Genomic DNA, 23,050 nt, shown 5'->3' with positions numbered 1-23,050 from the left:
CTCATCCGGAGTTTCCGTGTTCCGCTCAAAACCCTCCCGCCATACCGCTCGAACCCGTTCCGACGACGCCTACCTGCGTGAACTCGGTTACGAACCGGTGCTGACGCGCCGGATGGGCTCCTTCGGCAACTTCGCCATCAGCTTCTCGGTGATTTCCGTGCTGTCCGGGTGCATGACCCTGTACGGCTTCGGCCTGACCACCGGCGGCCCGGCCGTCATGATGTGGGGCTGGCTCGCGGTCGGCGTCATGGTGATGTTCGTCGGTGCCGGCCTTGCCGAGGTCACCTCCGCGTATCCGACCTCCGGGGCGCTGTACTTCCAGGCCGAGCAACTCGGCGGCCGGAAGTGGGGCTGGTACACCGGCTGGCTGAATCTGCTCGGGCTGCTCGGGGCGATCGCCGGCATCGACTACGGGGCCGCGCTGTTCACCGGCGCCTTCTTGAACCTCCAGTTCGGCTTCGAGCCGACCGAGGGCAAGACCATGGCGATCTACCTGGTCATCCTCGCCCTGCACGCCGGGCTGAACCTGTTCGGAGTCCGTCTGGTCAGCATCCTCAACAGCATCAGCGTCTGGTGGCACCTCGCCGGAGTCGCCGTGATCGTCGGCGCCCTGGCCCTCGTGCCCGCACACCACCAGGACGCCGGCTTCGTCTTCGGCGAGTTCGTCAACCACACCGGCTGGTCCTCCTCGCTCTACGTCGTGCTGATCGGTCTGCTGCTCGCGCAGTACACTTTCTGCGGCTACGACGCCTCCGCTCACCTGTCGGAGGAGACCACCAACGCCCAGGTGTCCGCGTCCCGCGGCATCATGCGGGCGATCGGATGGTCGTGGGTGGCCGGCTTCGTCCTGCTGGCCGGGCTCACGTTCGCCATCCAGGACTACGCGGCAACCCGGGCCACCGCCACCGGAGTTCCGCCCGCCCAGATCTTCCTGGACGCTCTCGGTCCGGCCGGCGCCAAGGCGCTGCTGCTCGTGGTCATCGTCGCCCAGCTGTTCTGCGGGAACGCGGAGACCGCCGCGGCGTCCCGGATGGTGTTCGCCTTCAGCCGGGACGGCGCGCTGCCGGGATCGGGCCTGTGGCGGAGAGTGCACCTGCGTACCGGCACCCCGCGCAACGCCGTCTGGCTGGCGGTCGCGGCCGCAGCCCTGCTCGCCGTGCCGAGCCTGTACAGCCCGACCGCGTACGCGGCGATCACCAGCATCAACGTCATCGGCATCACCCCCGCCTACGCCATCCCCATCTACTTGCGCATCAAGCACCGCAACCGGTTCCTGCCCGGGCCCTGGAACCTGGGCCGCTGGGGGGTGATGGTCGGCGGCGTCGCCGTCGCCTGGGTGGCGTTCGTGACCGTGCTCTTCTGCCTGCCGCAGACCGGGCCGGTGACCGTCGACTCGTTCAACTACGCCCCTGTCGCACTGATCGCGGTGCTGTCACTGGCCTGGATCTGGTGGCGGATCGCGGGCCGGCGCAGCTATGACGTACCGGCCCACCACACCGACCGCTCCATGGACTGCTTCGACCAGGAGATCGTATGAACCGCCCCGCCACCTCCGACGGCCGGGACGACGCCCGCCCCGCCACACCTTCGAGGCAACGCGAGCCCCGCCCCGCCGTCGGCCGGCTCACGGTCGACCAGCTGCGCGAGCAGGTCGCCGCGGGGCGGATCGACACCGTGCTGCTGGCCCTCCCGGACCTGCAGGGCCGGCTGAAGGGCAAGCGCTACGGCGCGCAGCACTTCCTCGACCGCCTCGCCGCCGGCGACGCCGACATGTGCGCCTACGTGCTGGCCACCGACGTCGACATGACCCCCGCGGACGGCTTCGCGCTCACCTCGTGGGCCACCGGCTACCAGGACCTGAGGGTCGCCCCGGCGATCGAGACCCTGCGCCTCACCCCGTGGATGCCGAGGAGTGTCCTGGTCCTGGGCGACGCCCTCGACCACGACGGTGCCCCGGTCGAGGTGGCCCCGCGCCGGATGCTGCGCAGGCAGCTGGCCCGCCTGGCCCGCCACGGGCTGGACGTCATGGCGGGGCTGGAGACCGAGTTCGTGGTCTACCGGGGCACCTACGAACAGGCCGCCGAAACCGGCTACCAGGGCCTGCGGCCACTGACGGGCGAGAACCTGGACTACGCCCTGGACCATCCCCCCGGCGCGGACCGTTTCTTCCGCCGGCTGCAGACCGCACTCGCCGGCGCCGGACTTCCCGTGGAAGCGGTCAAGACGGAAAGCGCGCCCGGACAGGTGGAGGTCACCTTTCCCTATGGCGAGGCGCTGGCCGCCTGCGACGGGCACCTGGCCTTCAAGCACGCGGTGCGCACCATCGGCAGCCGGGCCGGCCTGGCCCCCACCTTCATGGCAGCGCCGGAGACCGGGGTCGGCAGCGGACTGCATCTGCACCTCTCGCTGTGGAGAGACGACGTCAGCGGGATGAGCGGCCCCGATGGCACCCTCTCCGCGCCCGCCCGGCACGCCATCGCGGGGCTTCTCGACGTCCTCCCGCAGCTGGGCGTGCTCTACGCACCGAACATCAACTCCTACAAGCGGTACGCGCCCGGCTCTTTCGCGCCCACCACGGCCAGCTGGGGCCACGACAACCGCACCTGCGCCGTCCGCGTCGTCGGCCACGGGGACGGCCGGCGACTGGAGGTCCGCGTCCCCGGGGCGGACGCCAACCCCTACCTCGCACTGACCGCCGCCGTCGCGGCGATCAACCACGGGATCGAGCAGGGACTCGAACCCGGCCCCGCCGAGACGGCCGACGCGTACCGCGAAGGAACCACACCCCTGCCGAGGACCCTCCACCAGGCGATGATCGCCTTCCGGCACAGCCCCACCGTGCGGGAAGCGCTCGGCGCCGACGTGGTCGAGCACTACGCCCACCTCGCCCAGCTGGAACTCGACCACCATCACCGCACCGTCACCGACGCGGAGCGCCGCCGATGGCTCGCCCGGGCCTGAGACGAGCCGGGTGAAGTACGGAGAATGCGCCGGTGGGCGCCTCCAGGCCGGCGATCAGCACTCGATGATGTTGACGGCCAGCCCGCCGCGCGCCGTCTCCTTGTACTTGACGCTCATGTCGGCGCCGGTGTCCTTCATGGTCTTGATGACCTTGTCGAGGGAGACATGGTGGCGGCCGTCGCCGCGCAGGGCCATGCGGGCGGCGGTGACGGCCTTGACGGCGGCCATGCCGTTGCGCTCGATGCACGGGATCTGGACGAGGCCGCCGACGGGGTCGCAGGTCAGGCCCAGGTTGTGCTCCATGCCGATCTCGGCGGCGTTCTCGACCTGCTCGGGCGAGCCGCCCAGGACCTCGGCCAGGCCGCCGGCGGCCATCGAGCAGGCGGAGCCGACCTCGCCCTGGCAGCCGACCTCGGCGCCGGAGATGGAGGCGTTCTCCTTGAAGAGCATGCCGATCGCGCCGGCGGCCAGCAGGAAGCGGACCACGCCGTCCTCGTCGGCGCCGGGCACGAAGTTGAGGTAGTAGTGCAGGACCGCGGGGATGATGCCGGCCGCGCCGTTGGTGGGGGCGGTCACCACCCGGCCGCCGGCCGCGTTCTCCTCGTTGACGGACATCGCGTAGAGGGTGGTCCACTCCATCGCGCGGGCGGCCGCGTCGCCCTCGGAGCGCAGGGCGCGGGCGGCGTTGGCGGCCCGCCTCCGCACCTTCAGACCACCGGGCAGGATCCCCTCACGGGACATGCCGCGGGTCACACACGCCTGCATGACCTGCCAGATCTCCAGCAGCCCGGCCCGGATCTCCTCCTCGGTGCGCCAGGCCTTCTCGTTCTCCAGCATCAGGGCGGAGATGGACAGGCCGGTCTGCCGGGACAGCCGCAGCAGTTCGTCGCCGGTACGGAAGGGGTGGGTCAGGACGGTGTCGTCGGGCACGATCGGGTTTTCGCCGGCGACCGCGTCCTCGTCGACGACGAAGCCGCCGCCCACCGAGTAGTACGTCTTCTCCAGCAGGGGCGCGCCGGAGGCGTCGTAGGCGAAGAGCGTCATGCCGTTGGCGTGGTAGGGCAGGGCCCGGCGCCGGTGCAGGATCAGCTCGGCCGACTCGTCGAAGTCGATCTCGTGCGCGGCGCCTATCTCCGCGCCCATCAGCCGCAGCCGCTTGGTCTGCCGGATGCGCTCGACCTCGGCGTCGGCGGACTCGACGTCGACGGTGCGGGGGGAGTGGCCTTCCAGGCCGAGGAGGACGGCCTTGGGGGTGCCGTGGCCGTGGCCGGTGGCGCCCAGCGAGCCGAACAGCTCGGCGCGCACGGTGGCCGTCTGGGCGAGCAGACCGTCCTTCTTGAGGCGTCCCACGAACATCCGGGCGGCGCGCATCGGGCCGACGGTGTGGGAACTGGAGGGGCCGATGCCGATGGAGAAGAGGTCGAAGACGGAGATGGCCACGGGGGCGGACTCCCTTGTCTGCTCGTGATGGACGGTGGAGCGGTGGAGCGGTATAGCGATGGAGTAACGGAGCAATGGGGCAGAGGGGACGTTTCTGCTCCGCTGGTCGAGGGTAACGCGGACCCGGCCGGGTGCCGTCGGACGGAAGCTGTCGGGTGCGCGACGTCGCGGGTAACGGGTGGTAACGGGTAGTGATGAGCGGCCGGTCCGGCCTGTCGAGGAGGCGGGTGCCCTCGTGCCCGGTCATACCCGGTCGCACCCGGCCGAGCGCCGTCGTGCCCGGTCCCGGCCCGTATGCGGGGGCCCGGCCGGGATCCGCCTCCCGTGAGAGGGCGGCTGCCCGCCACCGCACCGGTCATGCATGCCTCACCCGCCCGCCCCGGCGACACCGTGCTCGCGTGAAGCGCGGGCACCGAGCGAGCCTCCCTGCACCGGCAACCACCGCGCCCGCGGAAAGCGCAGGCACCGCACTCGTACGAAGAGCGGGAGAAACGGGCCGCGCCCACCGGTCACCGGCGGGCGCGGGCTCCGTGCATGCGTCGCGTCACAGGGACGGGTACAGCGGGAACTTCTCCGCGAGCGCGGTGACGCGGGCCTTGAGGGCTTCGGCGTCGTAGGCGGGCTTGAGGGCCTCGGCGATGATGTCGGCGACCTCGCGGAAGTCCTCGGCCTGGAAGCCGCGGGTGGCCAGCGCCGGGGTGCCGATGCGCAGGCCCGAGGTCACCATCGGCGGCCGCGGGTCGTTGGGGATCGCGTTGCGGTTGACGGTGATGCCGACCTCGTGGAGGCGGTCCTCGGCCTGCTGGCCGTCCAGCTCGCTGTCGCGCAGGTCGACGAGGACGAGGTGGACGTCGGTGCCGCCGGACAGGACGGAGACGCCGTGCTGCTTGACGTCGTCCTGGACCAGGCGCTCGGCGAGGATCCGGGCGCCGTCGAGGGTGCGCTGCTGGCGCTCCTTGAAGTCGTCGGAGGCGGCGACCTTGAAGGAGACGGCCTTGGCGGCGATGACGTGCTCCAGCGGCCCGCCCTGCTGGCCGGGGAAGACCGCGGAGTTGATCTTCTTGGCCAGCTCCTGGGTGGAGAGGATCACACCGCCGCGGGGGCCACCGAGGGTCTTGTGGGTGGTGGTGGTCACGACGTGGGCGTGCGGCACCGGGTTGGGGTGCAGACCGGCGGCGACCAGGCCGGCGAAGTGCGCCATGTCGACCATGAGGTAGGCGCCGACCTCGTCGGCGATCCGGCGGAACGCGGCGAAGTCGAGCTGGCGCGGGTAGGCGGACCAGCCGGCCACGATCAGCTTGGGGCGGTGCTCCTTGGCGAGGCGCTCGACCTCTTCCATGTCGACCAGGTTGGTCTTCTCGTCGACGTGGTAGGGCACCACGTTGTAGAGCTTGCCACTGAAGTTGATCTTCATGCCGTGGGTCAGGTGCCCGCCGTGGGCGAGGTTGAGACCCAGGATGGTGTCGCCCGGCTTGATCAGGGCGAACATCGCGGCGGCGTTGGCCTGCGCACCGGAGTGCGGCTGGACGTTCGCGGCCTCGGCGCCGAAGAGGGCCTTGATGCGGTCGATGGCGATCTGCTCGACGACATCGACGTGCTCACAGCCACCGTAGTAGCGGCGGCCGGGGTAGCCCTCGGCGTACTTGTTGGTGAGGACCGAGCCCTGGGCCTCCATGACGGCGACGGGGGCGAAGTTCTCCGACGCGATCATTTCGAGGGTGGACTGCTGGCGGTGGAGTTCGGCGTCGACGGCGGCGGCGACATCGGGGTCGAGCTCGTGGAGGGAGCTGTTCAGAAGCGACATGAGTCTTCCTGGGGGAGTCATGGGGCGCGAGGGGGTCCACCGGACGGAGCCCTGGGGAGCTCCGCGGGGGCGGTGGGGGAGAGGGCCGGGCGGCTCAGCTCTGGATGAAGGCGGCGTACTCGTCGGCCGAGAGCAGGTCGCCCGGCTCACCGCTGGTCTTCACCTTGAACAGCCAACCGCCCTCGAACGGGGCGGTGTTCACCAGCGAGGGGTCGTTGACGACATCCTCGTTGATCTCGGTGATCTCACCGTCGACGGGCGAGTAGAGATCGCTGACCGACTTGGTCGACTCCAGCTCGCCGCAGGTCTCGCCCGCCGCGACCGTGGCACCGACCTCGGGGAGCTGCACGTAGACGACGTCGCCGAGCGCGTTGGCCGCGTGCTCGGTGATGCCGACCGTCGAGACGCCTTCCTCGGCGCCCGACAGCCACTCGTGCTCCTTGCTGTAGCGCAGCTGCTGGGGGTTGCTCATGGCTCGATTCTCCTGTACGCGAGGGTGTGGTCGTGAAGGGGGTCGCCCCTGGTGACGCCAAGGGGGAGGGTCTTGCACGGTGAAACGCTCGGGTGCGCACCGCTGCCGGGTCCGCCCCGGGTGAGCTACTTCTGCCGCTTGTAGAACGGCAGAGCGGTGACCTCGTACGGCTCATGGCTTCCACGGATGTCCACGCACACACCCTCGGTGCCCGGTGTGGCGTAGGCGGCGTCGACGTAGGCGATGGCGACCGGCTTGCCGAGGGTGGGGGAGGGGGCCCCGGAGGTGACCTCGCCGATGACCGTGCCCTCGGCGGTGACGACCGGGTAGCCGGCGCGCGGGACCCGGCGGCCGGTGGCGATCAGGCCGACCAGCTTGCGCGGTGGGTTCGTCCCGGCGCGCTCGGCGGCCTCCGCCAGCGCGGTACGGCCGACGAAGTCGCCGTCGTTGGTCGTCTTCTCGAACTTCACGACCCGGCCCAGGCCCGCGTCGAACGGGGTGGTCGAGGTCGTCAGCTCGTGCCCGTACAGCGGCATCCCCGCCTCCAGACGCAGGGTGTCCCGGCAGGACAGGCCGCAGGGCACCAGACCGGCGTCCCGGCCGGCCTCGGTCAGTGCCTCCCAGAGGGCGACCGCGTCGGCCGGGCGGACGAACAGCTCGAAGCCGTCCTCGCCGGTGTAGCCGGTACGGGCGATCAGCGCCTGGACGCCGGCGACCGTGCCGGGCAGGCCCGCGTAGTACTTCAGGCCGTCCAGGTCGGCGTCGGTGACCTTCTTGAGGATGCCGGGCGACTCCGGGCCCTGCACCGCGAGCAGCGCGTAGGCGTCCCGGTCGTCGCGGATCGCGGCGTCGAAGCCGCCCGCCCGCGCGGTCAGCGCGTCCAGCACCACCTGGGCGTTGGAGGCGTTGGCGACGACCATGTACTCCTGGTCGGCCAGGCGGTAGACGATCAGGTCGTCGAGGATGCCGCCGCCGGCCTCGCAGATCATGGTGTAGCGGGCGCGGCCGGTCTTGACCCCGCCGATGTTGCCGACCAGCGCGTAGTCGAGGAGGTCGGCGGCCTGCGGGCCGGTGACGGTGATCTCGCCCATGTGGGAGAGGTCGAACAGGCCGGCGCGGGTGCGGACGGCGACATGTTCCTCGCGCTCGCTGCTGTAGCGCAGCGGCATGTCCCAGCCGGCGAAGTCGGTCATGGTGGCGCCGAGCGCACGATGGGTGGCGTCCAGCGCAGTACGGCGGGGGGCATCAGTCATGGTTCCGGGCTCCCAGGCAGGGGTGACAAGACGTTCTCCCCATCTGTCATCGGAACCTGAGAGGTTCACCGGGATCCCGCGAACGGACCCGGTTTGCACCTTGGGTGGAGCCGCCCCGTGGGCCGGGCTGCGGCTCGCTTTTCAGATCTGCCTCGCCTGCGCGGTATAGGGGCCTGAGAGATTCAAGGGAGGACTTGCTCCTTCGGCGCCCCGCCATGGCGGCCGGGGACTCTCCCGCGCGGGTTCAAACGGCCGGTATGGAATTGGCGGTGCACGGGTGAGACGAGATGTGCACGTGGCGGCCACATCATTGCACGGGATCGCCGGATAGAGGAGCCCCTGCCGTCGCCCCGCCCATGACGTGGGCAGATCGGACAATAGCCTTGCTGGGCATTACCTTTTCTTGACACTCTGCGGGTAGGGGACGGAGTCGAACCGGAGCAGAACCGGACGGGGAGGACATCGCGTGCACAGTGAAGCGGCATTCGGAGCCACTTCAGGCGTCGTGCCTCCGGCCGCCGCGCCCGGGACCGCCGCGCCCGCGGTGCCGCCCGCCGCCGGGTCCCGGGCGCGGCGGCCGCCGCGGCTCGTCGTCCGGCCGGGGAGCGGTGCCGAAATCGTGGACCTCCGGGGCCGCGGACGGGCGAGGGGCGCCGCCGAGCTGCGGTTCCCGGCCGGGGATCTGGTGGTGGTCTCCGGTCTGCCGGGCAGCGGCAAGAGCACCCTGATGCACCGGGTCGTACCGCCGCTGGACGCCCACGGCGCCGTGGTGCACCGCATCGATTCACAGGACGCCCGCGAGCGCTGGGAGCACGGCAGGCTGCGCCGGCTGCCGTACGCCCTCTACCGTCCGCTGGTGCGGGCCGCCCACTATCTGACGCTGGGCCGTGCGCTGCGCTCGGGGGACAGCGTGGTGGTGCACGACTGCGGCACCCTGGCGTGGGTGCGCGGCTGGCTCGCGCGCTCGGCGGTGCGCGGCGGCCGCGGGCTGCATCTGGTGCTGCTCGACGTGCCGCCCGAGGTGGCGCTGTCCGGCCAGGAGTCGCGGGGGCGCGGGGTGTCGGGGTACGCCTTCGCGCGGCACCGCGGGGCGGTGGGCCGGCTGGTCGGCGCGGCGGAGTCGGCCCGGCTGCCGAAGGGCTGCGACTCTGCCGTCCTGCTCGACCGGCGGGCGGCGAGCGCCCTGGAGGCGGTCGGCTTCGGCTGACAGCAGCGACCGGGTGCACCGCCACCATGCCCCGACGGTCCCTCCGCACGCCTTCTCGTCTAGGGTCTTTGGCCAGATGGCGCGGTTTGGAACGGGTGGGTGCACATGACATTTCCGCAGCAGGGGATACCGCAGCTGGCATGGCCGGCGAACGAGCTCGAAGAGGTGCTGGCCGCCTCGGTCGGGCACCCGGGCGCCGGTGGCCGGATCGTCGAGGTACTGGGCCGCAGCAGGGTCTGGGTGCCGCTGCCCAACGGCGGCGGACCGGAGAGCGCGGGTCCCGGCACCCGCGGCCTCGATCTGCCCACCGTCGAGCTCGACGGTGCGGCCTATGTCCCGGTCTACAGCTCCGAGCAGGAGTTCTTGCGGGTCGTCGGCACGCATATGTCCTTCACCGTCGCCCCGGCCAAGGAGTTCGCCCGCGGACTGCCCCCGCACATCGGTATCGCGGTCAACCCGGACGGCGCGGTCGGCGTCCCGCTGCCGCCCCCCGCGGTGGCCGAATTGTGCCGGGAGGGGCAGCACGAGGCGGCCGGTCTGCCCAGCGGCGGCCGGGTGCGGCTCTTCGAGCCGGACTGGCAGGACGAACCGGTGGACTTCCTGGCCGCTGCCGGACTGGAGTTCTCCGGCGCCGGAATTGTCCTGACTGCCCGGCGTGCCCTGGCAAGTGTCGAGGGCGACACGCCCGCGCTGTTCGTCGGTGTGCAGATCGCCGCGGACCCCGCGGCACTGCACGACGGCACCGCCCGCGAAGCGGTACTGTCAGCCCTCGGACGTGCGCTCGGTGCCGTACCGGTGCCCTGGCCCGTACAGCTCGTCATGCTCGACCTCGCCCAGGGCGACCCGGTCGCCGACTGGATGCTGGAGCGTGTGCGGCCCTTCTACTCTCGGGACCACTCGTAAGCTGGATGGATGACGGGCGGGCGCACCCATGACGTGCCCTGCGGACAGAAGGGACGGACCACGTGAGCGCGGGTGCGCATCAGGGGCCGGCGGCGGCCGGAGCGCTGGAGCAGCTGCTCCAGCAGGTCTCGCCCGGCCGTTACGACGCCTATGAGGCGCTGCTGCACGCGCTCGCCGCGGGCCAGGTCTGGATGCTGCTGTGGCACGGCCGGGCCGGTTCGCCCGATGCGCAGTACGGAAACATGGAGGTCGAAGGGCTCGGCTATGCGCCATGTGTGACCTCGGCGCCCGAACTCGCCGCCTCCGGCTGGAACCGCGACCACGAGGTCGTCACCGGCCTGGAGATCGCCACCTCGCTCTTCCCCGACCGCTGGGGCCTGTGGCTCAATCCGCATGCCCCCGGCGGGGGTATCGGCATCCCGTGGCTGGATCTGCGCCGTATCGCCGGTGGTCTGGACCGGCTGCCGGCCGGTCCGCTGCGGATCTCCGAACCGGTCATCGACATCCCGCAGTTCTACGCGCTGCTCGCCCAGAACGCGCACCGGACGCCCGCCGTGCGGTCGCTGCGCCGGGCCTGGGTGCAGCCGGCGCTCGGTGCCCCCTATCTGGCGATCGGTCTGGATCTGTACGACACCGGCCAACAAGCGGTGGATTCGGTGCGGTTGATGATCCAGCAGTCGATCGGTGCGGTGCCGGACGGCCTGCCCGTCTCCACCGTCGCGATGAACGACGAGTTCGACCCGGTCGGCATGTGGATGCGGGCCTCCACGCGCCCCTTCTTCGACCGTGACGGCTACGCCCAGCCGCCGGGTCAGCCGGCCCCCGCGCCGTCGTACGGCTACGGCTACCCGCGCGCCTACTGACCGTTTGTCTCCGGTGTCCCGGGAGTACCGTCCGGGCGCCGGTTCTGTGGTGAATTCACCCTGTATGCCCCGCGGTTGAGCGCCGCTCCCGCGGGTGATCGCCCCGCTCAGCCCGAACTGTTGTCCGTATAACGGAAAGCGGTGAAGGACATCACAGTTGCGCATCCTTTCCCTGTCAGGGCTGGTGACTGATCGAGAAAGGGATGAAGACTCCGGAAACAACGGACCTCGGTCCTTTGTACGAGCGTCATCCCACGGCGTCGCGTAAGCCTGAGAACGTCCATAGCGCGAACTTCCGCGATGCCCGCAGGACTTGCTGCACCGAAATTGCTGCACCGCACTTGCACCAGTGATGAGAACCAGGCCGCAATCCGCGGCGGGCAGGGGCCGGCCACCGTCGGCCGAGAGGGGTCAAAGGCACTGTGACCGCACCGATCGAGACCACCGGGGCGGCTGCTGAGGCGCAGCCGGAAGCGGTGCTGAAGGGCGTCGAGGGAAAGCGGATCGAGGGGCGTTCGCTCGGCCAGATCGCATGGCTGCGCTTCAGGCGGGACAAGGTCGCGGTGGCCGGTGCCATCGTTGTCATCCTGCTCATCGCCGTCGCCGCGCTCTCCCGTCCGATCCAGGCCCTGCTGGGGCTGGACCCGAACAATCCCAACCAGTCGCTGATCGACCCCAACACCACGCTCCCCAAGGGCGAACTCGGCGGCATGAGCGCTGACCACCCCCTGGGCGTGGACCCGAAGTTCGGCCGCGATCTGCTCGCCCGGATCCTGGAGGGCTCCTGGGTGTCGCTGATCGTGGCGTTCGGCGCGACGCTGCTGTCGGTCGCCATCGGCACCGTGCTCGGTGTGGTCGCCGGCTTCTACCGCGGACGGGTGGACGCCTTCATCAGCCGGATGATGGACGTCTTCCTGGCCTTCCCTCTGCTGCTGTTCGCCATCGCGATCTCCGCCTCGCTGCAGGGCGGCGCCTTCGGCCTGGACGGCCTGCCGCTGCACATCTCGGTGCTGATCTTCGTGATCGGCTTCTTCAACTGGCCCTACATGGGGCGGATCGTGCGCGCGCAGACCCTGTCGCTGCGCGAGCGGGAGTTCGTGGACGCCGCCCGCGGCATGGGTGCGCGCGGGCCGTTCATTCTCTTCCGGGAGCTGCTGCCCAACCTGGTGGGGCCGATCATCGTCTACTCGACGCTGCTGATCCCCTCCAACATCCTCTTCGAGGCGGCCCTGAGCTTCCTGGGCGTCGGCATCCAGCCGCCCCAGGCGTCCTGGGGCGGCATGCTCAACCAGGCGGTCAAGTACTACGAGGTCGACCCCCAGTACATGATCGTCCCCGGCCTCGCGATCTTCGTCACCGTGCTCGCGTTCAACCTGCTCGGTGACGGACTGAGGGACGCGCTGGACCCGCGCAGCCGCTGACGGCCGCGGCGGGCACCCGCTCCGACGCCCCCCAACTGCATCACTGCGTTTCCGCGTTACTGCGTTACCGAATCACTGCGTTTTGAGGTTTGACCTTTCTCGACGAACGAAGGGGACACCGACCATCATGCGAAGGTCAGTTCCGGTCGCGGCTGTCGCGGCCATCACCAGTGCGGGCCTTTTGCTGGCCGGCTGCAGCGGGGGCAAGGGCTCCTCGGAGGGCTCGGGCGAGGCGAACGCCGCCACCAAGGGCATCGTCAACGCCTCGGACGCGAAGGGCGGCACGGTCACCTACGCGATGAGCGACGCCCCCGAGTCGTTCGACCCGGGCAACACCTACTACGCCTTCATCTACAACTTCAGCCGGCTCTACGCGCGGCCGCTCACCACCTTCAAGCCGGGCCCCGGCGCCAAGGGCAACGAGCTGACCCCGGACCTCGCCGAGTCGATGGGCAAGCCCAGTGACGGCGGGAAGACCTGGACGTACAAGATCCGCAAGGGCGTCAAGTACGACGACGGCACCACGGTCACCTCGCAGGACGTCAAGTACGCCGTCGAGCGCAGCAACTTCGCGCGTGACACCCTCTCGCTGGGCCCGAACTACTTCCAGCAGTTCCTCAAGGACAACGACGGCGGCTACAAGGGTCCCTACAAGGACAAGAGCAAGGCCGGCCTGAAGTCCATCGAGACCCCGGACGACCAGACCGTCGTCTTCCACCTCAAGAAGCCGTTCGCCGAGTTCGACTACCTGGTGAGCGCCCCGCAGACCGCCCCGGTCCCGCAGGCCAAGGACAAGGGCGCGGACTACACCAAGTCCGTGCTGTCCACCGGCTCGTACAAGTTCGAGAGCTACCAGGAGGGCAAGAAGCTCACCCTGGTCCGCAACCCGCAGTGGTCCGCGAAGACGGACCCGCTGCGCAAGCAGCTGCCGGACAAGATCGTCCTGAATCTGAAGGTCGCCCAGTCGACCATCGACAAGGACCTCCAGTCCGGTAACACCCTGGTGGACCTGGCCGGCCGTGGTGTCGACGGGCAGACCCAGGCCCAGCTCCTCACGGACCCCAAGGAGAAGGGCAACACCGACAACACTCTCGGCCAGCGCCTGGTCTACACGGCGCTGAACACCAAGGTGAAGCCGTTCGACAACATCGAGTGCCGCAAGGCCGTCGAGTACGCCATCGACAAGAAGGCCGTACAGACCTCCCTCGGCGGCCCGATCCGCGGTGAGCTGGCCTCCACGGTCCTGCCGACCGACATCGAGGGCTACCAGAAGTACGACCTGTACCCGCAGAAGTACGACGGCGACAAGCTGGACCTGGCCGAGGCCAAGAAGCACTGGGCGAAGTGCGGTGCCGGCAAGACCACGACCACGATCCTGGCCCGCAACGACCGCCAGGACGAGGTCGACGCGGCCACCTCGGTGATCGACTCGCTGAAGAAGATCGGCGTCACCGCCAAGATCCAGTCGTACCCGACCAGCAAGTACTTCTCGGACTACGCCGGTGTGCCGAAGTTCAACAAGAAGAACAACGTCGGCCTGATCATGATGCAGTGGGGCTCGGACTTCCCGACCGGCTACGGCTACCTGCAGCAGATCCTGAACGGCAAGGCAATCAGCCAGTCCGGTAACGCCAACCTGTCGGAGCTGGACGACCCGGAGATCAACAACCTGCTCGACAGCGCCATCGCCAACACCGACAAGGCGGCCCGCGAGAAGGCGTACGCCGAGATCGACAAGAAGACGATGGAGCAGGCGGCGATCGTTCCGCTCACCTACTTCAAGGTCCTGATGTACCGCTCGCCCAAGGCCACCAACCTGGTGTCCACCTCGGCCTTCAGCGGTCAGTACGACTACCTCAACATCGGCGTCAAGAAGTAGCAGCCCTGGAAGGCAGGTGAAGGCATTGGTGTCCGCGGGCCGGTGGTGAACCGGCTCGCGGCGCCGACGCCGCATCCCCGTGTTCTCGTACATCATCCGCAGGTTGATCAGCGCAGTGGTCCTGCTGCTGATCGTCAGCGCGGTCACTTTCGGCATCTTCTTCCTGCTGCCGAAACTGGCCGGGCAGAGCACCGACCAGCTTGCCCAGCAGTACATCGGAAAGGCCCCCACGCCCGCGGACATCGCCGCGGTCAAGAAGAATCTCGGCCTGGACAAGCCCGTGTACGAGCAGTACTGGGACTTCCTCAAGGGCATTTTCGTCGGCGTCGACTACAAATTCGGTCCGGAAGCGGCCAAGTGTCATGTGCCGTGCTTCGGTTACTCCTTCAAAACCCATATCGAGGTCTGGCCGGAGATCCAGAACCGGCTTCCGGTGACGCTCTCGCTGGCCGCCGGCGCGGCCGTGCTCTGGGTCGTCTCCGGTGTCGCCACCGGTGTGCTCTCCGCGCTGCGCCCCGGCTCGGTCTTCGACCGGATGGCCATGGGCGTCGCGCTGGCCGGTGTCTCCCTCCCGATGTTCTTCACGGGAGCCCTGGCCCTGGCCCTGTTCACCTACCAGTGGCCGATCTTCGAGCGCAGCGACTACATCTATCTCACGGAAGATCCGTTCGGATGGGCCCGGACCCTGGTCCTGCCCTGGGTCACCCTGGCCTTCCTCTACTCCGCGCTCTACGCCCGGCTCACCCGGGCGGGCATGCTGGAGACGCTGAGCGAGGACTACATCCGTACGGCCCGCGCCAAGGGCCTGCGCGAGCGCAAGGTGGTCGTCCGGCACGGTCTGCGGGCCGCGCTCACCCCGATCATCACGGTCTTCGGCATGGACCTGGGCCTGCTGCTCGGCGGTGCGCTGATCACCGAACAGGTCTTCTCGCTCAAGGGAGTCGGCGCCTTCGCCGTCGAGGCGATCAACGCCAACGACCTCCCGAACATCCTCGGCGTCACCTTGCTCGCCGCGTTCTTCATCGTCATGTGCAATCTGGTGGTGGACGTTCTGTACGCCGCCGTCGACCCGCGGGTGAGGCTCTCGTGACCGACTCCTCCGAGGACAAGACCGAGGCCGCCGTGGGCGAACCCACCGCGGCCGGCTCCCGGCCCCCCTCCGCCTTCCTCGAAGTGCGCGACCTGAAGGTGCACTTCAACACCGACGACGGGATCGTGAAGTCGGTCGACGGCCTGAACTTCACCCTGGAGAAGGGCAAGACGCTCGGCATCGTCGGCGAGTCCGGCTCCGGCAAGTCGGTGACCTCTCTCGCCGTGATGGGCCTGCACCGCGCCTCGCGCCAGCAGCGCAGCAAGGTGAACATGTCCGGCGAGATCTGGCTGGACGGCAAGGAGCTGGTCGGCGCCGATCCGGACGAGGTGCGCCGGCTGCGCGGCCGCGAGATGGCGATGATCTTCCAGGACCCGCTGTCCGCGCTGCACCCCTTCTACTCGGTCGGCAGCCAGATCGTGGAGGCCTACCGGGTCCACAACGACGTGGACAAGAAGACCGCGCGCAAGCGGGCGATCGAGATGCTGGACCGGGTCGGCATCCCGCAGCCCGACAAGCGGGTGGACGACCATCCGCACCAGTTCTCCGGCGGTATGCGCCAGCGCGCCATGATCGCGATGGCGCTGGTCAACAACCCGGAGCTGCTGATCGCGGACGAGCCCACCACCGCCCTGGACGTCACCGTGCAGGCACAGATCCTGGACCTGATCCGCGATCTGCAGAAGGAGTTCGGCTCGGCGGTCATCATCATCACCCACGACCTCGGGGTGGTCGCCGAACTCGCCGACGACCTGCTGGTGATGTACGGCGGACGGTGCGTCGAGCGCGGCCCGGCCGAGAAGGTCTTCTACGAGCCGCAGCACCCCTACACCTGGGGGCTGCTCGGTTCCATGCCGCGCATCGACCGCGACCAGACGGACCGGCTGATCCCGGTGAAGGGCTCCCCGCCCAGCCTGATCAACGTCCCGTCCGGCTGCGCCTTCAACCCCCGTTGCCCGTACGCGGATGTGCCCAAGGACAACCTCACCCGTACGGTCCGCCCCGAACTGCGCGAGGCCGGCAGTGGGGGCACCCCCGCCAATGGGGGCGTAGCCGACGGGGGAGGGCACTTCTCCGCCTGCCACATGTCGCAGGAGGAGCGGGAGCGTATCTGGACCGAAGAGATTGCGCCGAAGCTGTGACCGAGACGACTGACGACCAGAACAAGAAGATTCCGCTCCAGAAGACGGCGGACACCCCGGTGGAGCCTGCCGCGGAGACCGCCTTTGACGTCGAGCCGCTGCTGCGGGTCCGCGGTCTGGTCCGGCACTTCCCGATCACCAAGGGCCTGCTCAAGCGGCAGGTCGGGGCGGTGCAGGCGGTCGACGGCATCGACTTCGACGTCCGTCCTGGGGAGACCCTGGGCGTCGTCGGCGAGTCCGGCTGCGGCAAGTCGACGATGGGCCGGCTGATCACCCGGCTCGACGAGCCGACCGGCGGCTCCGTCGAGTTCCAGGGCCAGGACATCACCCACCTGTCTCCGGGCCGGCTGCGGCCGATGCGCCGGGACGTCCAGATGATCTTCCAGGACCCGTACGGTTCGCTGAACCCGCGGCACACCATCGGCGGGATCGTCTCCACCCCCTTCCGCCTTCAGGGCGTCGAGCCCGAGGGCGGGGTGAAGAAGGAGGTGCAGCGGCTGCTGGAGCTGGTGGGCCTGAGCCCGGAGCACTACAACCGCTATCCGCACGAGTTCTCCGGCGGCCAGCGGCAGCGCATCGGCATCGCCCGTGCCCTGGCGCTCAAGCCCAAGCTGGTGGTCGCCGACGAGCCGGTCTCCGCGCTCGATGTGTCCATCCAGGCGCAGGTCGTCAACCTCATGGACGACCTGCAGGAGGAGCTGGGCCTGACGTACGTCATCATCGCCCACGACCTCTCGGTCATCCGGCATGTGTCGGACCGGATCGCGGTGATGTACCTCGGCAAGATCGTGGAGTTGGCGGACCGCAAGGGGCTCTACGAGTCGCCGATGCACCCGTACACCAAGGCCCTGCTGTCCGCGGTGCCGGTGCCCGACCCCAAGCGGCGCACCCAGCGCGACCGGATCCTGCTCAAGGGCGATGTGCCCTCGCCGATCAACCCGCCCTCCGGCTGCCGGTTCCGCACCCGCTGCTGGAAGGCGACCGAGGTGTGCGCCACCACCGAGCCGCCGCTGGTCGCGCTGCGCACGGGGCACCAGGTGGCCTGCCACCACCCGGAAAACGCAGAGAACGCAGAGAACGCAGCGGCCACAGCGGTCGCGGCGGACACAGCAGGCTCAAAGGACACCGGACCGGCGGGCGGTAAGGCGGCAACCGGCAAGTAACTCTTGGGACTTGGCAAAGTCCTGGGCACAAAGCGGCGGGAGAGTGCAGAGTCAGCACGGTTGTTCGATCTTGAGGCGAACTTCATCCGTGTGTCCGAAGGGATGGCTCATGGCACTCTCCCGTTCCGCACGTCGCACCTCCCGCTGGCTCGCGCTGGCCACCGCGGTGGCCTCGGCCGCCACCATCGCCGCCGCACCCGCCGCTTCGCCCGGCTCCCCGGGCATCGGTGACCCGTACTTCCCCGGGCTGGGCAACGGCGGCTTCGACGCCCTGCACTACGACCTCGGCGTCAGCTACCACCCCGACAGCGGCCGCCTCGACGGCCGCACCACCCTCACCGCCAGGGCCACCCAGAACCTCTCCGCCTTCGACCTGGACCTGCAGAAGCTGACGGTCGACTCGGTCCGGGTGAACGGCCGGCGAGCGCACTTCACCAGATCCGGCGACGAGATATCCATACGCCCCGACTTCCCGCTGCGCCGCGGCGGGAAGTTCACCGTCACCCTCGCCTACCACGGTGTCCCCCAGGCGCTGAGCGGTCCGATCGTCTTCGGCTCCGACTACGGCTGGATGAAGACCAAGGACGGCGTCTTCGTCGCCTGTGAGCCGAACGCCGCCTCGACGTGGTTCCCCTCCAGCGACCACCCCGGCGACAAGGCCACCTACGACATCCGCATCGACGCCCCCAAGGGCCTGACCGGGGTCTCCAACGGGCGCCTGATCGCCTCAGGCGAGGCGCACGGCCGCTCGTACGCCCACTGGCGCGAGAGCCGCCCGATGGCGACGTACCTGGCCACCGCCACCATCGGAAAGTTCGACGTCCGTACCGGCACCACCCCCGGCGGCACGCCCGTCTACGTCGCCACCGACCCGACCCTGCCCACCGGCACCGTCGACGTCTACGGCGTCACCGCCGAGGCCACCGACTACTGGTCGAAGGTCTTCGGCCCGTACCCCTTCGAGGAGACCGGGGCGATCGTCGACGACATGCCGCAGGCCGGCTTCTCGCTGGAGGTGCAGTCCAAGCCCGCCTACTCGGCCGTGCGCAGCGAGACCACCATCGTCCACGAGCTGGCGCACCAGTGGTTCGGTGACTCGGTCTCCGTCAGGCAGTGGAAGGACATCTGGCTCAACGAGGGCTTCGCCAGCTACGCACAGTGGCTGTGGGCCGAGCACCGCGGCTCCCTCAGCGCCCATGACGCCTTCCGCAAGGCGTACGACGCCCGGCCGGCGGGCGACGCCTTCTGGAAGGTGAAGGTCGCCGATCCGCAGCGGGACACCATGTTCGCCCAGGCCGTCTACACCCGGGGCGCGATGACGCTCCAGGCGCTGCGCGAGCGGATCGGGGACACGGCGTTCTTCAAGCTGCTGCCGGCCTGGACCTCCGCGCACCGTTACGGCAACGCCGACACCGCCCAGTTCATCGCACTCGCCGAGAAGATCTCCGGGCAGCAGCTGGACGACCTCTTCACCACCTGGCTGAAGACGGACAGCAAGCCGGCACCGCCGGCGAACTGAGCACCGGCCGCCGCGGTCAGCCGGAGTCCTGCTGCCCGCGCCGGCCGCTGAGCTGCTGCGAGCGCGGCAGGTGCAGCCCGAGGTAGACCGCGCTCATCCGCAGCGCGAACACCACCCCCGCCGAGATCGCCGCGGCGGGGGTGGCCCCGGTGCCGAGGTGGTGCAGCAGGAGGTAGCAGCAGCCGCCGGCCAGCGCGGCGATCGCATAGACGTCCTCCCGCAGCAGCAGCGGCGGGAACTCCCCGCACAGCACATCGCGGATGACCTCGCCGGCGACCCCGGTCAGCACCGCCAGGATGATCACGGCGAGCGGGGTGGCGCCCGCCTCGATCGCGGCGCGGGCCCCGATCACCGTGACCACGGACAGCCCGATCGCGTCGACCACCAGCAGGGATTTGTGCGGCAGCTGCCAGAACCGCAGATAGATCATGGTGCCGACGCCGACGCAGATGATCACGGTCAGCAGCACCCAGTCGTGCGTCCAGTACAGCGGCCGCCGGTCGAGGATGACGTCGCGCAGCGTGCCGCCGGAGATCGACGCGGCGAAGGCGAGCACCAGGCCGCCGAAGGGGTCCATGTTGGCGCGATAGGCGGCCAGCACCCCGCTCGCGGCGAAGGCGGCCACACCGACCAGGTAGAGGACGTGAAGCATGGCGCACATCATGGCAGGCGCGGAGGGATTGCTTCCGTTCGAGGCCGTTAAAACTGACACTACCGGTCGGTAACCATCCGGTGTAGCGTGCAACCCATGGCTCTGGTGAACCGAGGCAACAGCGAGTTCGACCGCGATACGGCGGTCACCCGCCGCGCCCCCGGCGTCTATGACGCCCACCTCTCCGCCGGCTGGACGATCATCCAGGCGGTCAACGGCGGCTACCTCCTCGCCCTCATGGGCCGCGCCCTGGGCGACGCCCTCCCGCACCCCGACCCGCTCTCCGTCACCGCGCACTACCTGACCGCCTCGGTCCCCGGCCCCGCCGTGATCCGCACCGAGGTGGTCCGCAGCGGACGCACGATGTCGACCGGCACCGCCAGCCTCGTGCAGTTCGCAGAGGACGGCAGCGAGGTCGAGCGGCTGCGGGTGCTCGCCGCGTACGGCGACCTCGACGCGCTGCCCGACGACGTCCGCACCACCGCCAAGCCGCCGGACATCCCGCCGTACGAGCACTGCCTGGGGACGGACAGTGCTCCGGACGGCCGCCCCGCGATCCCCGGCAGCACCGCCATCGCCGAGCGGCTCGCGCTGCGCCTGGACCCGGCGACCGCGGGCTGGGCCGTCGGTGCCCCGTCCGGCAAGGGCGAGATGCGCGCCTGGTTCGGCCTCGCCGACGGCCGCGAGCCCGACCCGCTCTCCCTCCTGCTGACCGTCGACGCCCTGCCGCCCACCGCCTTCGAGATGGGCCTGCTCGGCTGGGTACCCACCGTCGAGCTGACCGCCCACATCCGCCGGCGCCCGGCGCCCGGTCCGCTCCGGGTCGCCATCACCACCCGCAATCTGGCGGGCGGCTTCCTGGAGGAGGACGCGGAGGTCTGGGACATCGAGGACCGACTGGTCGCCCAGTCACGGCAGTTGGCGCGGGCGGTGCTGCAGGAGTAGCGGGGCGGGCGGGCCTGGCGGCTCGCAGGAATGGCGGGGCGGCCGGCCCCGCGAGAGTCGCCGGGCGGGCCCTACCGCCCGGCCCGCAGGAACTCCGCCAGCTCCGCCGTGAGTTCGGCCGGCGCGTCCTCCTGCACCAGATGCCCGGCGCCCTCGATCACCCGGAGCCGGGAGCCCGGAATACGGGAGGCCAGCTCGTGCCCCTTCGCGACCGGGATCCAGGTGTCCTGTGCGCCCCAGCAGATGAGCGTCGGCGGCTCGACCGCGCCGTAGCGCCCCTGGATCTCGTCCGTGAACCGCTGGTCGTTCTGCGCGATCTGCCGGTAGAACGCCGGCTGCCCCTCTGCCGTGCACCAGGGGTCGACCAGTCGGTCGAGGACGGAGGGGTGCAGGCCCGGATGGCTCGCGGAGGACACGTACTCCCGCACCAGCGCGCGGTGCAGCTCCGGCGGGAGCTGCCCGAACACCCCGGGGTGCGTGCCCAGCAGCCGGTAGGTGGGTGAGCCCCAGGGGGCCAGCGCCACCGGGTCGACGAGCGCCAGCCGCTCGTAGCGCGCGCCGTGCAGCAGATGAGCCCGCAGGGCGACGGCCCCGCCGAAGTCGTGCGCGACGACGGCCGGCCGGGCCGCCTCGCCGTCCAGCTCCCAGTGCGCCAGCAGCTCGGTGAACACCCGGGCCTGCGCACCGAGCGAGACGTCCTGCCCGTCCCGCTTTCCCGAGGCGCCGTACCCCGGCATGTCCCACACGAACACCCGGTGCCGGGCCGCCAGCGCGTGGGTGACACCCCGCCAGACGTACGACGAGAACGGCGTCCCGTGCAGCAGGACCACGGCCGGTGCGTCCACCGCTCCCTCGCCGTGCACCGCCCATCGCACCTCGTCGCCGGAAGCGCTGTGGAACGTACGGTCCAAGAGCCACTGTGTCATGAGTGTCAGGCTATTCACTCCTTACGGCGGTGTCGAGGTCGCGGGCCGTGGAAAGGGTGGGTGGCGTACGGTCCGCGGGCCACCCCGGCGAAATCCGGGGGCCGCCTGACGGAGCCCGGCGCCGGGCGTCCGGCGGCGCCCCGGTGCCCCGCCGCTCCCGCGCGCTGCGCATGCGCCCCCGAAGCCCGCCGGGACGGCTCGTAGAATCGTGCGCACCATGGTTTACCTCGACCACGCCGCCACCACCCCGATGCTTCCCGAGGCGGTGCAGGCGATGACCGCCCAGCTGACCGTCACCGGCAACGCGTCCTCGCTGCACGCCGACGGCCGGCGGGCCCGGCGTACCGTCGAGGAGGCGCGCGAGTCCCTTGCCGTCTCGCTCGGCGCGCGCCCCAGCGAGATCGTCTTCACCGCGGGCGGCACCGAGGCCGACAACCTCGCGGTCAAGGGCCTGTACTGGGCGCGCCGGGCCGCCGATCCGGCCCGTACCCGCGTCCTCGCCAGCCCCGTCGAGCACCACGCGGTCCTCGACGCCGTGGAATGGCTCGCCGAGCACGAAGGTGCCCGCGTCGAATGGCTGCCGGTCGACACCTACGGGCGGGTGCACGCCGGGGCGCTGCGCGAGGCCATCGCCCGCAACCCCGCAGATGTCGCGCTCGCCACGGTCATGTGGGCCAACAACGAGATCGGCACCCTCCAGCCGGTCCGCGAACTGGCCGAGGCCGCCGCGGAGTTCGAGATCCCGCTGCACGCGGACGCGGTGCAGGCGTTCGGCCAGCTGGAGGTCGACTTCGCCGCCTCCGGGCTCGCCGCGATGACGGTCTCCGGCCACAAGATCGGCGGACCGTACGGCATCGGCGCGCTGGTGCTCGGCCGTGAGTACGCCCCGGTACCGGTGCTGCACGGCGGCGGCCAGGAGCGGCATGTGCGCTCCGGCACCCTCGACACCCCCGCCATCGCCGCCTTCGCCGCGGCCGGCCGGTATGCCGTCGCCCACCGCGAGGACTTCGCCCGCGACATCGGGGCGCTGCGCGACGACCTGGTCAAGGCCGTACGCGCCGCCGCCCCCGACGCCGTCCTCGGCGGCGACCCGGACCCCGCGGGCCGCCTCCCGGCCAATGCCCACTTCTCCTTCCCCGGCTGCGAGGGCGACTCCCTGCTGCTGCTCCTGGACGCCCAGGGCATCGCCTGCTCCACCGGCTCCGCCTGCACCGCCGGCGTCGCCCAGCCCAGCCACGTCCTGCTGGCCACCGGCATGTCCCCGGAGCTCGCCCGCGGCACCCTGCGGTTCTCGCTGGGCCACACCTCCACCGCCGAGGACGTGGCGGCGCTGGCACAGGCCATCGGCCCGGTCGTGGAACGGGCGCGGAGCGCGGGGCTGAGCTAGGGGGTCTGTGCGGGCGGGGCTGA

The 23,050-nt window shown here is 70.3% G+C and carries 19 protein-coding genes and 1 riboswitch; of the genes, 13 read left to right on the top strand and 6 right to left on the bottom strand.

The features are described from left to right. The first annotated feature begins 16 nt into the window (after positions 1-16). Both D9V36_RS14140 and D9V36_RS14135 read left to right on the top strand, forming a co-directional pair. Positions 17-1,537, top strand: a complete 1,521-nt coding sequence (locus D9V36_RS14140; protein WP_241720868.1) for an amino acid permease — start codon at positions 17-19, stop codon at positions 1,535-1,537. After that, positions 1,534-2,961 (top strand): glutamine synthetase family protein, encoded by a 1,428-nt coding sequence (locus tag D9V36_RS14135; protein ID WP_129294088.1) that lies wholly within the window; start codon positions 1,534-1,536, stop codon positions 2,959-2,961. Before D9V36_RS14140 ends, D9V36_RS14135 begins: the two co-directional genes overlap by 4 nt. Before the next feature lie 54 nt (positions 2,962-3,015). On the opposite strand, the gene D9V36_RS14130 is transcribed toward D9V36_RS14135, so the two are convergent. The 4 genes from D9V36_RS14130 to gcvT all read right to left on the bottom strand — a co-directional run bounded on the left by D9V36_RS14130 (position 3,016) and on the right by gcvT (position 7,930). Continuing rightward, positions 3,016-4,401, bottom strand: a complete 1,386-nt coding sequence (locus tag D9V36_RS14130; protein WP_129294087.1) for an L-serine ammonia-lyase — start codon at positions 4,399-4,401, stop codon at positions 3,016-3,018. A gap of 544 nt (positions 4,402-4,945) precedes the next feature. Next, positions 4,946-6,205: a serine hydroxymethyltransferase gene (glyA, locus tag D9V36_RS14125; RefSeq protein ID WP_129294086.1), complete on the bottom strand. Its 1,260-nt coding sequence runs from the start codon at positions 6,203-6,205 to the stop codon at positions 4,946-4,948. A gap of 94 nt (positions 6,206-6,299) precedes the next feature. Beyond that, positions 6,300-6,677 carry a glycine cleavage system protein GcvH gene (gcvH, locus tag D9V36_RS14120; protein WP_129294085.1) on the bottom strand — a complete coding sequence of 126 codons (378 nt, stop codon included), beginning with the start codon at positions 6,675-6,677 and terminating at the stop codon, positions 6,300-6,302. A gap of 125 nt (positions 6,678-6,802) precedes the next feature. Continuing rightward, complete coding sequence (gene gcvT / locus D9V36_RS14115) at positions 6,803-7,930, bottom strand: glycine cleavage system aminomethyltransferase GcvT (RefSeq protein ID WP_129294084.1); 1,128 nt, start codon at positions 7,928-7,930, stop codon at positions 6,803-6,805. 151 nt (positions 7,931-8,081) lie between these two features. Continuing rightward, positions 8,082-8,177, bottom strand: a riboswitch (glycine riboswitch). Between the two features lie 297 nt (positions 8,178-8,474). On the opposite strand from gcvT, the gene D9V36_RS14110 reads away from it, so the two are divergent. From D9V36_RS14110 to D9V36_RS14070, 9 genes are all read left to right on the top strand, one after another. Then, on the top strand, positions 8,475-9,137 hold the full coding sequence (locus D9V36_RS14110) for an AAA family ATPase (RefSeq protein WP_129298395.1): 663 nt from the start codon (positions 8,475-8,477) through the stop codon (positions 9,135-9,137). A gap of 105 nt (positions 9,138-9,242) precedes the next feature. Then, a complete protein-coding gene (locus D9V36_RS14105) occupies positions 9,243-10,040 on the top strand; it encodes an enhanced serine sensitivity protein SseB (protein ID WP_129294083.1) in 798 nt (265 codons plus the stop codon). A gap of 62 nt (positions 10,041-10,102) precedes the next feature. Continuing rightward, the gene (locus tag D9V36_RS14100) at positions 10,103-10,903 is read left to right on the top strand and encodes an enhanced serine sensitivity protein SseB C-terminal domain-containing protein (protein WP_129294082.1); all 801 of its coding nucleotides are present in this window, start codon (positions 10,103-10,105) and stop codon (positions 10,901-10,903) included. 422 nt (positions 10,904-11,325) lie between these two features. Further along, positions 11,326-12,324, top strand: a complete 999-nt coding sequence (locus D9V36_RS14095; protein ID WP_129294081.1) for an ABC transporter permease — start codon at positions 11,326-11,328, stop codon at positions 12,322-12,324. Between the two features lie 127 nt (positions 12,325-12,451). After that, complete coding sequence (locus D9V36_RS14090) at positions 12,452-14,203, top strand: ABC transporter substrate-binding protein (protein ID WP_129294080.1); 1,752 nt, start codon at positions 12,452-12,454, stop codon at positions 14,201-14,203. A gap of 79 nt (positions 14,204-14,282) precedes the next feature. After that, entirely contained in the window at positions 14,283-15,293 is a 1,011-nt protein-coding gene (locus D9V36_RS14085; protein WP_129294079.1) for an ABC transporter permease, read from the top strand. Next, complete coding sequence (locus D9V36_RS14080) at positions 15,290-16,435, top strand: ABC transporter ATP-binding protein (RefSeq protein ID WP_129294078.1); 1,146 nt, start codon at positions 15,290-15,292, stop codon at positions 16,433-16,435. The genes D9V36_RS14085 and D9V36_RS14080 overlap by 4 nt, the downstream gene beginning before the upstream one ends. Then, positions 16,432-17,598 (top strand): ABC transporter ATP-binding protein, encoded by a 1,167-nt coding sequence (locus tag D9V36_RS14075; protein WP_431357668.1) that lies wholly within the window; start codon positions 16,432-16,434, stop codon positions 17,596-17,598. Before D9V36_RS14080 ends, D9V36_RS14075 begins: the two co-directional genes overlap by 4 nt. 109 nt (positions 17,599-17,707) lie before the next feature. Next, entirely contained in the window at positions 17,708-19,117 is a 1,410-nt protein-coding gene (locus tag D9V36_RS14070) for a M1 family metallopeptidase (protein WP_129294077.1), read from the top strand. A 16-nt stretch (positions 19,118-19,133) separates the two neighbouring features. Here D9V36_RS14070 and D9V36_RS14065 read toward each other — a convergent pair whose 3' ends face one another. Continuing rightward, the gene (locus D9V36_RS14065; protein ID WP_164992948.1) at positions 19,134-19,769 is read right to left on the bottom strand and encodes a trimeric intracellular cation channel family protein; all 636 of its coding nucleotides are present in this window, start codon (positions 19,767-19,769) and stop codon (positions 19,134-19,136) included. 96 nt (positions 19,770-19,865) lie between these two features. On the opposite strand from D9V36_RS14065, the gene D9V36_RS14060 reads away from it, so the two are divergent. After that, the gene (locus tag D9V36_RS14060; RefSeq protein WP_129294075.1) at positions 19,866-20,714 is read left to right on the top strand and encodes a thioesterase family protein; all 849 of its coding nucleotides are present in this window, start codon (positions 19,866-19,868) and stop codon (positions 20,712-20,714) included. 71 nt (positions 20,715-20,785) lie between these two features. Here D9V36_RS14060 and D9V36_RS14055 read toward each other — a convergent pair whose 3' ends face one another. Further along, a complete protein-coding gene (locus D9V36_RS14055; protein WP_129294074.1) occupies positions 20,786-21,640 on the bottom strand; it encodes an alpha/beta fold hydrolase in 855 nt (284 codons plus the stop codon). Between the two features lie 217 nt (positions 21,641-21,857). On the opposite strand from D9V36_RS14055, the gene D9V36_RS14050 reads away from it, so the two are divergent. Next, positions 21,858-23,027, top strand: a complete 1,170-nt coding sequence (locus tag D9V36_RS14050; protein ID WP_129298394.1) for a cysteine desulfurase family protein — start codon at positions 21,858-21,860, stop codon at positions 23,025-23,027. Positions 23,028-23,050 lie beyond the last annotated feature (23 nt).

Origin of the sequence: Streptomyces lydicus (assembly GCF_004125265.1) — a bacterium.
In the GTDB taxonomy this organism is placed as follows: Bacteria; Actinomycetota; Actinomycetes; order Streptomycetales; family Streptomycetaceae; genus Streptomyces; species Streptomyces lydicus_C.
The sequence above is the reverse complement of the archived record's forward strand: the minus strand, read 5'-3'. Positions and strand labels throughout refer to the sequence as shown.

Excerpts from the sequence above, each read along its gene's own strand:
- D9V36_RS14050 (WP_129298394.1), top strand. The coding sequence starts at position 21,858 with ATGGTTTACCTCGACCACGCCGCCACCACCCCGATGCTTCCCGAGGCG.
- glyA (WP_129294086.1), bottom strand. The coding sequence starts at position 6,205 with ATGTCGCTTCTGAACAGCTCCCTCCACGAGCTCGACCCCGATGTCGCC.
- D9V36_RS14090 (WP_129294080.1), top strand. The coding sequence starts at position 12,452 with ATGCGAAGGTCAGTTCCGGTCGCGGCTGTCGCGGCCATCACCAGTGCG.
- D9V36_RS14065 (WP_164992948.1), bottom strand. The coding sequence starts at position 19,769 with ATGCTTCACGTCCTCTACCTGGTCGGTGTGGCCGCCTTCGCCGCGAGC.
- D9V36_RS14105 (WP_129294083.1), top strand. The coding sequence starts at position 9,243 with ATGACATTTCCGCAGCAGGGGATACCGCAGCTGGCATGGCCGGCGAAC.
- D9V36_RS14055 (WP_129294074.1), bottom strand. The coding sequence starts at position 21,640 with ATGACACAGTGGCTCTTGGACCGTACGTTCCACAGCGCTTCCGGCGAC.
- gcvT (WP_129294084.1), bottom strand. The coding sequence starts at position 7,930 with ATGACTGATGCCCCCCGCCGTACTGCGCTGGACGCCACCCATCGTGCG.
- D9V36_RS14070 (WP_129294077.1), top strand. The coding sequence starts at position 17,708 with ATGGCACTCTCCCGTTCCGCACGTCGCACCTCCCGCTGGCTCGCGCTG.
- gcvH (WP_129294085.1), bottom strand. The coding sequence starts at position 6,677 with ATGAGCAACCCCCAGCAGCTGCGCTACAGCAAGGAGCACGAGTGGCTG.
- D9V36_RS14135 (WP_129294088.1), top strand. The coding sequence starts at position 1,534 with ATGAACCGCCCCGCCACCTCCGACGGCCGGGACGACGCCCGCCCCGCC.
- D9V36_RS14060 (WP_129294075.1), top strand. The coding sequence starts at position 19,866 with ATGGCTCTGGTGAACCGAGGCAACAGCGAGTTCGACCGCGATACGGCG.